This window comes from Cypionkella sp., from assembly GCF_030652235.1.
Taxonomy (GTDB): domain Bacteria; phylum Pseudomonadota; class Alphaproteobacteria; order Rhodobacterales; family Rhodobacteraceae; genus Cypionkella.
In genome coordinates this window covers 1-15,361 of sequence record NZ_JAUSBA010000046.1, presented here as the reverse complement: position 1 = coordinate 15,361, position 15,361 = coordinate 1, and the positions used below count along the sequence as shown (strand labels likewise).

General features: G+C 59.4%; 10 protein-coding genes and 1 pseudogene. 4 read left to right on the top strand and 7 right to left on the bottom strand.

What is annotated here, in order from left to right; translation table 11 throughout:
* Positions 1 to 15: 15 nt before the first annotated feature.
* Positions 16 to 1,692 (bottom strand): formate--tetrahydrofolate ligase, encoded by a 1,677-nt coding sequence (locus tag Q7V03_RS16470; protein ID WP_304926686.1) that lies wholly within the window; start codon positions 1,690 to 1,692, stop codon positions 16 to 18.
* A gap of 322 nt (positions 1,693 to 2,014) precedes the next feature.
* Between Q7V03_RS16470 and Q7V03_RS16465 the strand changes: the two genes are divergently transcribed.
* Positions 2,015 to 3,223, top strand: coding sequence for a calcium-binding protein (locus Q7V03_RS16465; RefSeq protein WP_304926685.1), 1,209 nt, complete (start codon positions 2,015 to 2,017; stop codon positions 3,221 to 3,223).
* On the opposite strand, the gene Q7V03_RS16460 is transcribed toward Q7V03_RS16465, so the two are convergent.
* Both Q7V03_RS16460 and Q7V03_RS16455 read right to left on the bottom strand, forming a co-directional pair.
* Entirely contained in the window at positions 3,220 to 3,831 is a 612-nt protein-coding gene (locus Q7V03_RS16460; protein WP_304926684.1) for a sulfurase, read from the bottom strand. The genes Q7V03_RS16465 and Q7V03_RS16460 overlap by 4 nt on opposite strands.
* A gap of 1 nt (position 3,832) precedes the next feature.
* The gene (locus Q7V03_RS16455) at positions 3,833 to 4,603 is read right to left on the bottom strand and encodes a methyltransferase domain-containing protein (protein WP_304926683.1); all 771 of its coding nucleotides are present in this window, start codon (positions 4,601 to 4,603) and stop codon (positions 3,833 to 3,835) included.
* A 108-nt stretch (positions 4,604 to 4,711) separates the two neighbouring features.
* On the opposite strand from Q7V03_RS16455, the gene Q7V03_RS16450 reads away from it, so the two are divergent.
* The 3 genes from Q7V03_RS16450 (at position 4,712) to Q7V03_RS16440 (ending at position 5,502) form a co-directional block, all read left to right on the top strand.
* Positions 4,712 to 4,906, top strand: coding sequence for a hypothetical protein (locus tag Q7V03_RS16450; RefSeq protein ID WP_304926682.1), 195 nt, complete (start codon positions 4,712 to 4,714; stop codon positions 4,904 to 4,906).
* Positions 4,907 to 5,023: 117 nt separating this feature from the next.
* Positions 5,024 to 5,215: a hypothetical protein gene (locus Q7V03_RS16445; protein WP_304926681.1), complete on the top strand. Its 192-nt coding sequence runs from the start codon at positions 5,024 to 5,026 to the stop codon at positions 5,213 to 5,215.
* Positions 5,212 to 5,502, top strand: a complete 291-nt coding sequence (locus Q7V03_RS16440; RefSeq protein WP_304926680.1) for a hypothetical protein — start codon at positions 5,212 to 5,214, stop codon at positions 5,500 to 5,502. Before Q7V03_RS16445 ends, Q7V03_RS16440 begins: the two co-directional genes overlap by 4 nt.
* Here the strand turns inward: Q7V03_RS16440 and Q7V03_RS16435 are convergent.
* From Q7V03_RS16435 to Q7V03_RS16420, 4 genes and pseudogenes are all read right to left on the bottom strand, one after another.
* On the bottom strand, positions 5,454 to 7,784 hold the full coding sequence (locus Q7V03_RS16435) for a glycosyltransferase (protein ID WP_304926679.1): 2,331 nt from the start codon (positions 7,782 to 7,784) through the stop codon (positions 5,454 to 5,456). The two genes, Q7V03_RS16440 and Q7V03_RS16435, sit on opposite strands and share 49 nt — an antisense overlap.
* An 824-nt stretch (positions 7,785 to 8,608) precedes the next feature.
* Entirely contained in the window at positions 8,609 to 9,625 is a 1,017-nt protein-coding gene (locus Q7V03_RS16430; RefSeq protein WP_304926678.1) for a UDP-glucuronic acid decarboxylase family protein, read from the bottom strand.
* Between the two features lies 1 nt (position 9,626).
* Complete coding sequence (locus tag Q7V03_RS16425; RefSeq protein ID WP_304926677.1) at positions 9,627 to 14,663, bottom strand: glycosyltransferase; 5,037 nt, start codon at positions 14,661 to 14,663, stop codon at positions 9,627 to 9,629.
* A 577-nt stretch (positions 14,664 to 15,240) separates the two neighbouring features.
* Positions 15,241 to 15,361: pseudogene (locus tag Q7V03_RS16420) on the bottom strand (IS5/IS1182 family transposase); the annotation flags it as partial.

Genomic DNA, 15,361 nt, shown 5'->3' with positions numbered 1-15,361 from the left:
CGGTTTCGAGGCGGTTTAGAACAGCCCTTCGACGTTGCCATCCGCGTTCAGGCGGATCACTTCGGCGGACGGCACTTTCGGCAGACCCGGCATGGTCATGATCTCACCGCAGATCGCGACGACGAAACCAGCGCCTGCCGACAGACGCACTTCGCGCACCGGCACGGTGTGGCCGGTCGGCGCACCGCGCACGGTCGGATCGGTGGTGAAGCTGTACTGGGTCTTGGCCACGCAGATCGGCAGGTGGCCGTAGCCCGCCGCTTCCCAAACGCGCAGTTGGTCGCGGATCGACTTGTCGGCAATCACCGCATCGGCGTGATAGATCCGCTTGGCGATGGTTTCCAGCTTTTGGAACAATGGCATGTCATCAGGATAAAGCGGTGCAAAGTTCGCAGCGCCAGACTCAGCCATTTGCACAACTTTATGCGCCAGTTCTTCGATGCCTGCCGACCCCAAAGCCCAATGCTTGCACAAGATCGCCTCTGCGCCCTGTTCAGCCACATAGGCTTTCACGGCTGCAATCTCGGCATCAGTGTCGCTGAAGAAGTGGTTGATCGCAACCACAACCGGCACGCCAAAGCCTTTGACGTTGCCGATGTGACGGCCCAAATTCGGGCAGCCCTTTTTCACCGCTTCAACGTTTTCCGCACCCAAGTCAGCTTTCGCCACGCCGCCGTTCATCTTCATCGCGCGCACGGTGGCGACGATGACAGCAGCGGAAGGCTTCAGGCCAGCCTTGCGGCATTTGATGTCGAAGAATTTCTCGGCACCAAGGTCAGCACCGAAACCAGCTTCGGTCACCACATATTCGCCCAGTTTTAGCGCGGTCTTGGTCGCGATCACCGAGTTACAACCATGCGCGATATTGGCAAAAGGGCCGCCATGCACGAAGGCCGGGTTGTTTTCCAGCGTCTGCACAATATTCGGCTGCATCGCGTCTTTCAGCAGAACGGTCATCGCACCGTCCGCCTTGATGTCGCGGCAGTAGATCGGGGTTTTGGCGCGGGTGTAAGCGACAACGATATCGCCCAAACGCTTTTCCAGATCTTCCAGATCGTTCGACAGGCACAGGATCGCCATGACTTCCGAAGCCACAGTGATATCGAACCCGGTCTGCCGCGGGAAGCCGTTCGACACACCGCCAAGGTTGACCACGATGTCACGCAACGCGCGGTCGTTCATGTCCATCACCCGGCGCCAGACGATGCGGCGGGCGTCGATCTCAAGGCTGTTGCCCCAGTAGATGTGGTTGTCGATCATCGCCGACAGCAGGTTGTGGGCCGAAGTGATGGCGTGGAAGTCGCCGGTGAAATGCAGGTTCATTTCTTCCATCGGCACGACTTGGCTGTAGCCGCCGCCCGCAGCGCCGCCCTTCATGCCGAAGTTCGGGCCAAGCGAGGCCTCACGAATACAAACCACGGCCTTCTTGCCGATCCGGTTCAGGCCATCGCCCAAGCCCACCGTGGTGGTGGTCTTGCCTTCGCCCGCAGGCGTCGGGTTGATCGCTGTGACAAGGATCAGCTTGCCATCCGGGCGGCCTGCCAAAGATTTGATGAACTCTTGGCTGACCTTGGCTTTGTCATGGCCGTAGGGCAGCAGATGCTCGGACGGGATGCCCAGCTTCGCACCAATCTCCATGATCGGCAATTTCTTCGCTTCGCGGGCAATCTCGATGTCGGTTTTGAAGGCCATTTTTATCTCCCAAGGGGCACGGACTGTCCCGTTGGCGACGTGATAGCGGAGAAAACGGCAATTCAAACGCGCTTTTCCGACTTCTTCCCATCCAAATTCGCCAGCTTAGGTTTCCGATCGGAAAGTGCGGGGCGGGTGGAGGAAAAATTCCACCTTTGGAATATACGTTCCGAACAGCCTGCCAGCATTTGTCATCCGCTTTGCCCAACGCAACGCTTGAGCGAAAGCCATGCTTGGCTTACCGTCGGATCAGTTCAGCCACGATTATTTATCTGCTTTGATTGCCCTGCATGCTTAAATCGCCTTTTCACAGGAGTTTTCCATGACCAATAACATTTACAACGCCGATATTCTTGCCCCAACCACCGCAACCATCACCCTCAGCGATGATGGCATCGGGCTGGATTGGCTGGTGGTTGGCGGCACCTATCCAGTGAGCACTGATATACGGCTCGGTTACTCGAGCATGAATGGCGTCTCGACCCAAGCTTCGGCACGGTTCGACCCTGTAGCGGGGCAAGGCCATCGTTTGGTGATCAACGGCCTGATTGAGAATGTGCGTGGCGCCAACAGTGCGGATTTCATCCAAGGCAATGAGGCGGCTAACATTCTATACGGCGATGCCTTGGCAACGGGGCCGGGTGGCAACGACACGATCTCGGGATTTGAAGGCAACGATTCGATTTTGGGCGGCGCGGGCGATGACGCAATCAACGGCGATCTGGGCAATGATTGGCTTTACGGCGGCACCGGCGCGGATAGTATAAACGGCGGCGGCGGGCGCGATCTGATCAACGGCGGCGCAGGCGCGGATGTGATGTATGGCGGTGCCGATGGCAATGATACGCTGTCCTATTACGGGTCGTCTGCGGGCGTGGTCGTGGCGCTCACCTATGGCACCACCACGACGGGCGCGGGTGGTGATGCACAGGGTGACGTCATCGGCGGCTTTAGCGACATTATTGGGTCAAACTTGGCAGACCGTCTCACTGATACGGTCAAGACGGCGGTCAGTTTTGGCGGCAATGACAACAGCTTTTACGGCGGTCTTGGTGATGATGCGCTGCTTCTGGGCGGTGGCGTCGACGATGGCTATGGCGGCGCGGGCAATGATTCTTTGCTGGGTGAGCAGGGCAATGATCTGCTCGCGGGGGGTGATGGCAACGATGTGCTGGTGGGCGGCCTTGGGGCAGATCGGCTCTATGGCGGGGCGGGCGCGGATCGCTTTGTGTTCCAGACGGTTCCAAGTTCGACCCCTGCTCTGGCAGGCCGTGACACGGTGTTTGACTTTCACCACACCGAAGCCGATCACGTTGACCTGCGCGGCATGGATGCGGTACCGGGCGGCGCAGATCAGGCCTTTACCTTCATCGGCACCGCCGCGTTTGATCACAGGCTGGGTCTGGTGCGTTACGCGGCATCGGGCAATGACGTCATCGTCAGCGGCGACCTAAACGGCGATCTGACGGCGGATTTCGCCATTCTGGTCAAGAATGTCACCGTGCTGGTGCTGGGCGATTTCTTTCTTTAGATCAGGGTCTTGCCGTCTCTGACATGGTCCCGTTGCGCCCATGCCGGCTGGTCAGGGATAAACAGCCGCACCTTAGCACCCAAATGCAGCATACCCTCCGCTTCGACCCAAGCGGTTATTCCGCGCAGGCCTTGCGCTGCGGATTTGAAATGCTTGCCATAACCCGCATGGCTGTTCTCAATCGGGCGGGCGGGCAAGGTGCAGGGGCGGTTTTCCATATCGACCACAAGGGTGGCACCGCCTGTAGCCTGCAAGCGACTGGAAGGCGGCAGATGGCTGAAATCCGGGATGCCTGCAATCACAAGGCTGGTGCCCAGCAGCGTGGGGTCAAGGCTGTCTAGGCCCATCTTCGCCGCGATCTGCGCCAAATCCTCTGCCGCCATCACCGCGAATTGCCTTGTGTTGCGGATCGGATGGTTGCGCTTATACAGCGCCGCCACCCGGCTACAGGCAGGGCGGTTGATCCCACCATGCGCCTCACCTTCCGGGCCGTCGAAGCCTGCGAAAATCTCGGTCAGCGCAGCACTTTCCAGCGCCGCATCGCGGTCGGCCACGCGACCGATCCAAGTGATAGTGCCGTAAAACGCGGTGGGGATAAGTGCGGGCATCTCAGACCTTTAACGTGAAAAACACCCGTTTGAACGGGAACAGCACCGCGCCATCTTTTTGCAGCGGATAAGCGGCGGAAAGGCTGGCTTCGTAGGCGGCGCAAAAGCTGGCGTGCTCCGCCTTTGACAGCTTTTCGGCAATTGGGCGCATTGCGGTGCTTTCAGTGAAAGCGCGCACCGGATGCATCGCGGCGGTCGGCTCTAACCGTTGGATGTATTCGGTTTCCCAAGCCTCAACCCTGCCCAAGGGCGACAGCAGGGCGTGATACTCCTCAGCCTTGGCGCAGGGCGATAGCTCTTTTGAGAAATCAAAGCGGTCGGGGAACATCGACCCCGCAATGTCGCGCAAAAACCGATGCGAGGCGGCTTTGAACTGCCGCGGCATCTGCACCGCCAGCACGCCACCGGGCGCCAAATAGCCCGCCAAACGAGGCATCAGGATGGCATGATTTGGCAGCCATTGCAGCGCCGCGTTTGAATAAATCAACGCGGGCGGAACTTCAGGCTGCCAGTCCGCAATATCAACCGCCGCAAGGCTAGCATAAAGTCCCAAAACCCGCGCCTGCGCCAACATCGCCTGCGAGCCATCCACCCCGTGCAACACCCGCCCCGGAAACTGCACAGTCAAGGCCCCCGCCACCGCGCCATCGCCACAGCCAAGATCCACCACGCAGCCCTCGGGCAACTCCCCCACCTGCGCCAGCAAATCCAGTGCGGGGCGCAAACGCAAACCCCGAAACCTTGCGTAGCATTCGGTATCCCATTGAAACATCAATAATCCTTAGTATTTACGCTACTCCCATGCTGCAATTTGTGCTGCATAATGAGCAGAAAATCAACCGGGGGCCACCTAAGATAGATTACCTTCTAACACCTATTCTTGGACTTCGACACCCGCGCCGCCGTCGCGCGCCGCCATGCAGTCGGTGGCGTTTTGTCCGATCTGGACTGGCACGGACTCTATCGCCGTGTGGCTTCGAACTGCGGCTGCACGCCCGAAGATGCGAAGCGTTCGATCAAGGGGCAGAACAATCCGGCAAATGATGTAACTGCGATGAAAGGTGAAATGACATGACAGCTTTTCTCGAAATCTACCTGTCGTCGTACTGGGCTTGGTCTGGAATAACAATTGGGGCCGCCACAGTGCTTGGTAGCATCACCGCAACTCTTGATGCGTGGCGGAAATAGGCCAATGGCTGACCGCCTTCACCCCATCGTCACCGTCCAGCTTTCCGGCTCGACCACCGCCCAAGGGCCGACTGTCGAGCAAGCCAACCCCCGCCACAACAGCCTTCCCACCGATATGCACGGCTTTCTGGCCGTCTCGACAGGTGAAAACACGGGCGCCATTGGCGTGCCAATTTACCAAGTGAGGAAGCCATGACCGCCACCGATACCGCGCCCCTGACAGCAGAGGTGGGGGCGATCACCGTTGATGCGCTTTCCAGTGCTGCGCTGTGGGCCGCTGGAAGTAATCATGGTGGGGTTCTGCGGGCGTACGACCGTGCCGCCAACATGCTCACCACCTTCGCGTCACCGCTTGCCGAGCGTCACGCGGAGTTGGCGCCGGTATCAGTAGCCAGCGCCACATTGTCGCTCGTTGCATGGCCGGTTGTGCACCACTACTTTTGCGCGGAAAACAGAACGGCAATCTTCGATTGTTCGACGTGACGCTTAAGCATGGCCGCATCGGCCCCGGTCATCGCTACGACAGCGTCGACAGCCCCCGGCTCCTCTCGCAGAACCAACGTCTTCACAAAGGGGTTGCCAATGTTGATCAGAGCCTTCCATCCCCAATGGGCCGGGCTGAAGGGCGGCAGAAGACGGGCCTGCTTTCCAAAAAGATCATGAACCCCGAACAAAATCTGGCAACTCGAGTCCGGCAGGTCATCGCACAGGTCGGACAGCGGGATTTCGTACTGGTCAATCACGGCCTGTTTATCCGGCAGATTCACAACGCCCTCCCAAAACGATCTGAGGGGTTGCGCCGAAAGGTTCTGTCCTGCCCAACCAAAGAAATAGCTCTGGGCGTGATACTTCGGCACCGTTGAATCGGTCAGCGCAAAAAAGCCGGCGTCTTCGGCGCGGATTTTTTCAAAAAGGCCGTGGAGAGGCACAAACGGACCAGCCACGCTGTCGTTGGCGAACATCAGCCGCCTCACGGTCCAAAGCTCGGGAAGCAGCCTAAGGAGATCCGCCCAAGCGCCAAAGTCAAAGCCGGCGTTTTCGCGCAGCAGAACTGCGTCCGCATGATCGAGCCAATCAGATTGAATAGGATCCCCAACCTTCTCAACTGCTATGCATACGATGACATGTAAACCGACGTTTCGAAGCTCCAAGAGATAACGGGCCGTGCTTTCCGACAATTGCCCGTAGGGTGCATGTGCCACGAAAAGACAAATCTCTGCATCGGCTGAGATCATGCCCGCAGGTGGAAAAGCACGCCAGCGTTGTGCCGCAGGACCCTGCATGGGTCCGGACGATGCCTGTTTTTCAGCCGCCGTTGCGAAAAAGCCGGAAACGCCATCTTTCTGGCGCAGAACATCCCCCGAATTTCGACAGAATTCTTCTGCGACAAGGACACGGATAGCACCGTGACGCGCGCAAATCCTTCGAAATCCATCCGAAAGCAGAGCCGCCCGCTGTTCAGTCGCAACGCTTCCTGACTGTAGGTGATGCACATAGACGTCATCGACCAGACAAGGAAAAAGACCAAGATCAATCATGCGAAGCGCCAAATCCTGCACTTCCCAATAGCCGCGTGGATAGTCAATTGCATCCAAAGGCCCCGCGACATTGTAGTGATCTCGCCGCACCATTAAGCAGAACCCGCTTAGAAACGGGACTCTGGGATAGGCAGCCAAACCATTCGCACGGACAAAGGCCGCGCGTTTTTCAATTATTCGAACGTCATGGGCACCTGCCGCAGTGTTCATAAGATCTGGCTGCGAAATGGATTGGAAATATGCGAGATTTGACAGCGGTCCAGCCATCGCATGGTCCTCGCGGGCGGTGATCCCACGCCAAAGGCCCGTTATCCAGCCATGCGAAACAATGGTATCGCTGTTGAGCATGATGAAAAAAGGCGCTTCGCTCGCCTCGATTCCAGCGATGACGCTGCGTGTAAAACCAAGATTTTCGGCGTTGCGCACAAGAATCGTGTCTGGGTTCGTAGCAACAAAGCGATCCATCCAATCCTTAGTCGTTTGGTCGGATGCATCATCAACCAGAATGATCCGCCTCAGCGCCAGATCGGGATAGCGGCGGAGCGAAGCGATGCAAATTTCCAGGTGATGCACCGCATTGTAAACCGGGATGATTACATCAATCGACGCAGCCTCGGGTTCGAAACTCTGGCGGCTGGCGTTGCGATTGTTCGTATCGTCAAAAGATAGTCCAAGCGCATCAAGGAATTCGTCAATACGCTCTTTTTGCCCAGAGGTGATGAACGCCTTGAAACTTTGCTCAAACAGCTCTCGCGCCAGAACAAGGTCATCTCTTCCGTCGATCAGATCGGAAAGCTCTGCAAGAGCAACTTCGTAATTTCCTTCGGCGACCATAAGCCGATGTTTCAGCATCGCGTGCATATGTCGGAATTCCCCACCCGAAGGATACTGGCCCAACAGGGACTGCGCACGGCTGAGATCATTTTTGCGGACGCTGGCCTCAATCTGGACGGCAAGCGCGGCCTTGAAGGTTGGGTCCGCCGCTAAGACGGCGTTCGAGTACTTCACTGCATGTTCGATCGCCCCTAGCCGGATGCAGGTTTCAGACAACAAATAAAGCACCTGCACATCTGCAGGATCGAGCCATAGCGCGTGCAGAAGGTTACCGTAGGTGTCCTTCATTCTGCCCGAAGCGAAGGCCTCGATGGCTGCCGTCAAGTATGCTTGATTTTGCCGTTTCAGTTCATCGTGATCGGCGGCGCTGGTTTCTTCGACAGTCGGGGTCACTTGGTTTTCTCTCCAACGTCAGCCCATAGAAATCATAACGAAAACAGCGCAGTGCCTATTTTGGAACGGCCTTCCGCAGCGTAAGCTTAAGCTCACCAAGCTGCTGCAATCACGTCGCCATCGGTCGCGGACGAAACTCTCAGCTCACTCCGTAAATTCTCAGAGTATCCAAAAAAGTGTTAGTTCTTTATTTCAGGCGTAGTAAATAGACACAAAAGTTCTGCGTTGGTTTCTTTCGGATACTGATGGCGCGTGACAGGACCGAAGGCTCATGTTTCAACCAAACCCAAGACATGACAGGCCCAATTTCGACCACACGTTGGATGAATGGTCGTGAATGGCCCTGTCCGCGACTTTTGCACAGGTTCGGTGTTTCGCGACCAAACGCGCTATCGGCCATGTCCCGACCTCAAGCGACACATAACCCACCCAGGAGCTGTGTCTGCTTTTGGGGAATGCTGCCTGATCATGCAACGCGGTTTTCGGCGTCGGTGGGCGCTGCGACACCGTCGAGGCATATGACGCCCATCGATGAAGCGTGGCAAGTGGTTCGCGCCTTTGGAAATCGGCACCGAAAATTGGGCCATGCTCGCCTCTCTGGTCGCCACCTGCAAGATAACGGGCGTGAACCCTGTCGACTATCTCGCGGCCATTTTATACGGCCATGCCGAGAGAGGCATCGAAGGCCTCGTACCGTGGCGTTTACTGTTTGGAAGCATGCCGTATCTTCGCATCCTTCGACGGTCTGCGACAGAAGATGCTCGCCGAATGCCTACCACCCAGGGCGTCTGGCACAAATCGTCCAATCCTTACTTTAGACACCTTCAAGAAAGAGCGTGATGACACAACGCTGCGGGCAAAATCGGTAAGCAACTGGCACCCTCACGCACCAGTTTTTGACGTAAATGCAGGATGGTGGCCCTCAGCCCGTCTTGCAAAGCCACGTTCGGCGCCCAACCCAGAACGTCGCGCGCAAGGCTTATGTCGGGGCGACGCTGGCGCGGATCATCTGCGGGCAGCGGCAAATGCAGGACGGGCGAGGATGAGCCGGTCAGCCCGATGATTTTCTCCGCCAGTTCCAGCATCGTCAGTTCTGTCGGATTGCCAAGGTTAACGGGTCCGGTCACGTCATCGGGGCTTTCCATCAGCCGGATCAACCCATCGACCGTATCCGCAACATAGCACAAAGATCGGGTCTGCAACCCGTCGCCGTAGATGGTCAACGGCGTTCCGCGCAGCGCCTGAATGATGAAATTTGTGACGACCCGGCCATCGTCGCTCTGCATCCGCGGGCCGTAGGTATTGAATATTCGCGCGACCTTAATGGAGACGCCGTGAATTCGGCGATAGTCGAAGAACAAGGTTTCCGCACAGCGCTTGCCTTCATCATAGCAGGCGCGGGGGCCGATGGGGTTGACGTTGCCGTTATAGCTTTCCGGTTGGGGATGCACGAACGGATCGCCATAGACCTCGCTGGTCGAGGCTTGCAGGATGCGTGCATGCGTCCTGTGGGCAAGGTCCAGCATGGCCATCGCCCCCAGCACCGACGTGCGCAGTGTTCGGATCGGATCGCGCTTGTATTGTGGAGGCGACGCCGGACAGGCGAGATTGTAGATCTGGTCCACATCCAGATGCGGCGGATCGGTGACATCGCGCTCCAGCAGGGTCAGGCGCGGATTGTCGGCATGGTGGGACAGGTTGCCCCGGTCGCCCGTCTCGTAAGTGTCCAGACAAAAGACCGTCTCGCCACGATCCAGCAGCGCGTCGATCAGATGCGATCCGATCACGCCTGCACCTCCCGTCACGAGCACACGCCGGGGTCTTGCGGCAGAACCAATCATGTCAGGCTCCGTCCAGTGGGAAAGGGTCGCGCGGCTGCGAGGCGCGATCCATGCGACCTTTGCCGCCACGGAGCCGGTCTGCCAACACACGGCGGATGAGAGGCGCTTTGACGGGGTCCAGCTTGCGCAGAAAGAACGACCCGTCCTGCCGCAGGACCGAACCCGCATCCGCGTCGGTATAGACCACAGGTGCGGCGTTGTCGCGATGCAGGTTCATCCGTTGGACTTGCGCCGTATCGGCAATCAAACCATTGGCCAGAATGGTCTGGATGATCATCTCTTCCGGGAACACACCAGGCAATGTCGCGGCGACAAGGCCCGAGGCACGCGGCGAGTCAAGATAATTCACGAGCGCCTCGACGACTGAACGGTGCAGCGCGTACCAAGCCCGCCCGACATGTGGGACGATTTGGCGGAACAGACGCCGCCGCAGGGCAAATTCAGCGGCGGTCAGCGGGCGTATATCAAGCAGGTGTCGCTCACCCTCCGGTTCCGAGACATGGACGAAGAGGCGGTTGTTGGGGTTCACGATTGGGTTGCGCCCCGGATCACGGAACCAGTCCAGCAGCGCGGCGGGTCCGCGCAGTTCCGCCCGTCCGGCACGACCCCGGATCATCGGACCGTCGGTGCGCTGCAGCGGCAGACGTGGGCCGTCCTCGATGGGGAATGAAAAGCAATGCGCCCGGATGCCCCGCCCATGCGCCTCTGACAAATGTGCTTTCAATGCGTCAAGCGGTTGGAGCGGCGCGCACGTGCCCGACAGGTTGACCAGATAATCCCAGCCCGAAATCGAAAGCGATTGGCGCAGACGGTCGATCAACGCGAGATGGATCGACGGTCCGCCCCAGCGCAGATGCGGTGACCGCGTCAGACCGAAATGCGCGAAACCTGCACGCAAACCGTGCGCCGCCGCGCGCCCTGTGGCGAGCGCGTCTTCGTCGCCGTCAAGGCTGAGATGCAGGCTGTGACGTGGATCGGCCAACAGGTCCGCCAGCCAAAGCGCCGGATCCGGTGCGCCATGGTGCTGCACCTCGAAATGCAAGGTGAGCCGCTGCGCCGCATCGTCAAACGTGGCGAGAGCGGGTGCTGCAAGTTCTGAAGGCGCCGCTTTCGGCAGGGTTGGGCGCAGCACACCGTCGAGCAGCGCAGCCATCGCCCGCACCCCGGCGTCATGGCCATACTGTCGCCGGGCATGATCAAGCGCGGCTTGCGACATGTCGCTCCAAAGCGCGTCGTCAGACAACAGGCGGTCAATCGCCGCCGCCCAATCCACCGGACTTTCCACGATCAACGCGTGCACGCCATGCACTAGGCCCAGCCCCTCGGCGGCAACGGGCGTCAGCACGCAGGGGATTCCGTGGCAGAGCGCCTTGATCACTTTGCCCTTGACCCCGGCCCCGGCGAGCAATGGCGCGACAAACACCCGATATCGGGCAAAACAATCTGAAACATCGTGCGCAAAACCGCGAACCCGCACCTGGGCCGTGGCCAGCGCCTGCACCTCTGGCCCGGCTTCCGATCCATAAACGTCCAGCGCCGCGGCGGGCAAAAGAGGAAGAACCTCGGACACGAACCAGCGCACGCCGTGAAGGTTGGGCGGATGGGCAAAACCGCCAAGGAAGGACAGCCCGGCCCGTTCAGTTGCCGGGGGAACGGTGCAGGCAACCTCTTCAACCCATGGGCAAAGGCGGGCTTCGATCTGCCCATCGCTCGCCTCCCACAGGATGGCAGTTTCGGTGGCGCTGTAGCACAGCACAAGATCGGCGAGCGACAGGGCGGCAATTTCTTCACGTCGCAGGGCGCGGGCAGCATCAAGCGCCGCCGGATCGCCGTTCAGCCGTGCCTCGCGCATTTCGCGCAGGAAATGCAAGTCCGCGACGTTAACCACGGCCCGCGCCGCCGGATTTATAGCACGCAGCAGTGGGATCAGCCGTCTGGCCAGCCAGTAGCGGCTGACGTAGATAAGATCGATATCGGCGCCGCGAGCCTTGATCGCCTCTTCGGGCGAGGACACAAAAGGAGCGTGCAGCACCTCGACGCCAATATCCTGCAAGGCTTCGACATATCCCGGCAGATAGGCCGCCGCCGCATCAATGAAGGTGACTTTCCAGCCGAGGGCAATCATCATCCGCATTTCTTCAAAGCTGGCATGTCCGCCTGCGTCATGATCCGGCCGCGGGACAGAAAAATCGACAAAGAGAATGCGACCTTTCGCCCTGTGATCCGCGCGAAGGTCAAATGGCATGTCCGGGGACGGATAGTTGCTCAGAAACGTGGCCCACCGGTCACGGAAACGCGGCCGGTTCACCTCTTGCAAGGCCTTCGGGCCAGTTTTCACGTCCCGGCCAGAGGTGGTGCCTTCGTGGTGTATGACGATTGCCGCAGAGACGTAGACCACGGGCAGACCGGTCGCATGCACCTTGCAAGCCAGATCGGTATCTTCGAAATACATCCCTTCAAGATAGGTAGAAAAACCGCCAACGCGTTCCCAGACCTCGTGCGGGATCATCAAAGCGGCACCCGAAAGGTAGTCAGCTTCACGCCGGTAGGCAAACCTAGGGTCCAGCGGATGGCCTCCCGACCCGAAGTTGGCAGGGTTGGCCGCGTTGTCGAGAAGGCCACCCGCTTCTTGCAACCGCCCGTCAGGCAGGATCAGCCGCGCCCCCGCAAGACCAGCCCCCATCCGGCAAGCGGCCAGCATCGCGGACAGCCAGCCGGGCGTCGGTTCGGTGTCATTGTTCAAGAAGCACAGAAACTCACCCCGGGCCACCGAGGCTCCGGCATTGCAGGCCGCGATGAAACGCTCTGGCGTCTGGTTGCGCAGCACGCGCAGGCCACTCACGACGGTTTCCAGCGTGCGCGTGGCATCGCTAGACCCGTCATCGACAAGAATCACCTCAAAAGGTGGAGTTTCGCCCTGTAGCCTCAGCGCAGACAAAGTGCTGTAGGTCGCGCCGATCTGGTTGTGGGCTGGAATGATAATCGACACGACCGGGGTATCGGATGTCTGCAGGGCGAACGGCAAAAGTGCTGGCTTGTCGAACCCCCGCTCCAGCGCGGTCAGCGCCTCAGTGGCGGTCGCGGCATCGCGAGGCCAGAGCGCTGCAAAGGCTGAAGCGCGCAGCGCGATCGGCAGATCAGCGCTGTCATGACGCACCATGGCTGCAAGAAGACGCGGGCGGTCCGGCAGGCCCGCAGCGGCAAGCGCGACGCCAAGCCGCCGTGCCACGCGATCCGAGGCGACCAGTTCTACCGCAAGCAGGGCCCGAAGATCGCCTTCGCGCCTGCACAGGCGCAGAAGAGCTGCATCGGCGATCAGGGTTTCGGCCCTGTTCGACCTGTCGGGGTCTGGCATTTCGGCAATCGCACCCGCCCAACTTGCCACGCCCAGTCCCGCATCGGTCAGGGACAGCGTCACGGCAGGAATGATGTCGTCAAAGTCGGTGAGCGGTACGTCCAGACGCTCCAACGCCGCCACGGCAGTTTTGGCCGCCAAAGCGACGGCCCCCCCAACCAGCATCGGCAGGGGGCAAGGCGCGCAAGTCGCAGCGAAGACCTTGGTGATTGCGGCACGAAGCGGCTTAGATGCAGGTTCGGATCCGAAAAGGTCCGGCTCGTTCAACAAAGCAGTGCCAAGCGCCGCCCAACCTGTCCGCGCCCGTTCAGCGACAAGCGCGGTGATAGACTCTGGTTGGACGCGGTCGCCTGCCCGCACAAGCACGACAGCCGTTGCGCCAGAAGCAGAGCGCAATCGCGCCAATAAACGATCGACCAAGTCGGGGCCCGACTGCAGTCCGTCGTCCCCGAGGCGCAGGATCACCACCTCGCCTGTCGGCCGCGCATCAGCTTGGCCTGGAACGCCGGGCCGTAGCGCCAGATCATGGATCAAGTCTGGCAGGCTGGTGCCAGATGCCCTTGCATCACTCACCAGCCGCCGCCAGACAACCCGCGCCTCGTCCTGCAGAACGGTTGCGCCGTCGGCAATGGCGCGCGCGACGGCCGACGCGCAAACGGCCAGGGCCAACTCGGACTCGCCGCGCCGTGCTGACAGCATCGCCGCAAAAATATCCAAACTTGGCAGATCGCCCAAAATCCTGCGCGCTTCGGTAAGTGCGGCCTCGGCATCATCAAGCGCTTCCCGTTCAAGACAGGTCCGCACACGCACCAGATGGGCGTCCAAAAGGCGGGAATCTTGTGCCAGCGCGGCGGTCGCACGGGTGGCGGCAAGATCAGAATTGCCGACCATGCTTTCCGTCACGGATGTGATGGAAAGCGTGACGGGATTGGTCGGATCAGCCTCAAGAGCAAGGTCGAACAACCTGCGTGCGACCCATGGCTCATTCCGCTGAAACCGAGCCAAGCCAAGGTCCAAGAGCACCTCTGCCCGTTGTCGTGATGCAGACACTGCGGGTTGCGCGGTTTGCTTGGCATAGCCAAACCGTTGATAATCCTCGGCATAAACGTCCTCCACCACGGCACGCGCCCGCTCCGAAAGCGGGGCATGCTCTCGGGATGCGGTCCGTGTGTTAAGCATCGGGACGCGCAGCTCGCTTGCGCCGTAACGGCTGTCGAGCCAATCGGTGAAGGCTACAAACCCGTCCTCCAGCCGAAAAACCCGCGCGTCGTCTGGTACAGCACAGGCCATCGGCGCGACGTGCCCGTCAAACGCCCACGGGTCTGCCCCGACAAGTTCAGGGAGCCCCATCACCCAGTCTTCAAACCGGACCTCCGGGGCGATCAGACGTTCCTTGTCACGCTGGTAGTGAAACACCGACTCGATCCGCGCCGCAGGATCACGCACGAAAGCGAAACTTGCCGAGAAGAAACCTTGCGGAAACAATCGGCGCAGAACCTCAGCCGGGATGTGTTGCGGCGAGGTGCGCGACCATCGCCTGTTGTAAGGCATGTCTAGGAACGCATTGTCCGTCAGCGCAGGCTCACCGAAGCGTTCACAGAGATAACTTGAAATCGACTGTCCCGCGCATTTGGGCACATGCGCGAACAGCAAAATGTCTAATCTGGTGAGGAAAATCGGCATGACGACGTTTTACTCCGGTCAGTTGAACCAACATAGCGGCGCACCAGAACCGCCAAGCGTCCAAATCCGCGTTTTTTCGCGAACTGCGCGTGCAGGCATGACAAGGTAGTTTTCGCCTAGCGTCACGCAAATCAGACTTCCTGCGACTTTCGACAAAATTTCCTCGACAATTCAGGGCCCTACCGGACGACAGATCCCCACCTATGCCAAGCATCAGCCGATTGCCCGGTATCTTTAGAGTAAGAAGGCTCTGTTGATGGCGTGGATGCCCCCCAACTGACAGCATCGCATTGTGCAAGTGTGATGCTTGTTTAAGCCATCAGATAACCTGCAGTTTGCTTTTCCCTCTGTGCGATTATCGGCGATGCTCCAGAATTGATTGAGCGCATCAGAGACATTGAGCCTTGGCTATGCTCCGCCCCCAAGTATCGCGGACGCCTCCTGTTTGTCGATTTTACCGCTTGGCATCACCACCGCCTCAAGCCGCGCCATCCATTCCTCAATGGGCAACTTTGCCACTTCTGCGGCAGGGAAGTAACGGTAGCCTCGTATAACAGCTAGGCTCTGGACTCATTGATCATATCCAGAAGATGACGATGGCCGCGATGGCGATGGCTGACATGAAGGTGTGGGCGCAGCGGTCGTAGCGGGTGTGGATGCGCCGCCAATCCTTCAGCTTGCCAAACATGTTCTCGATT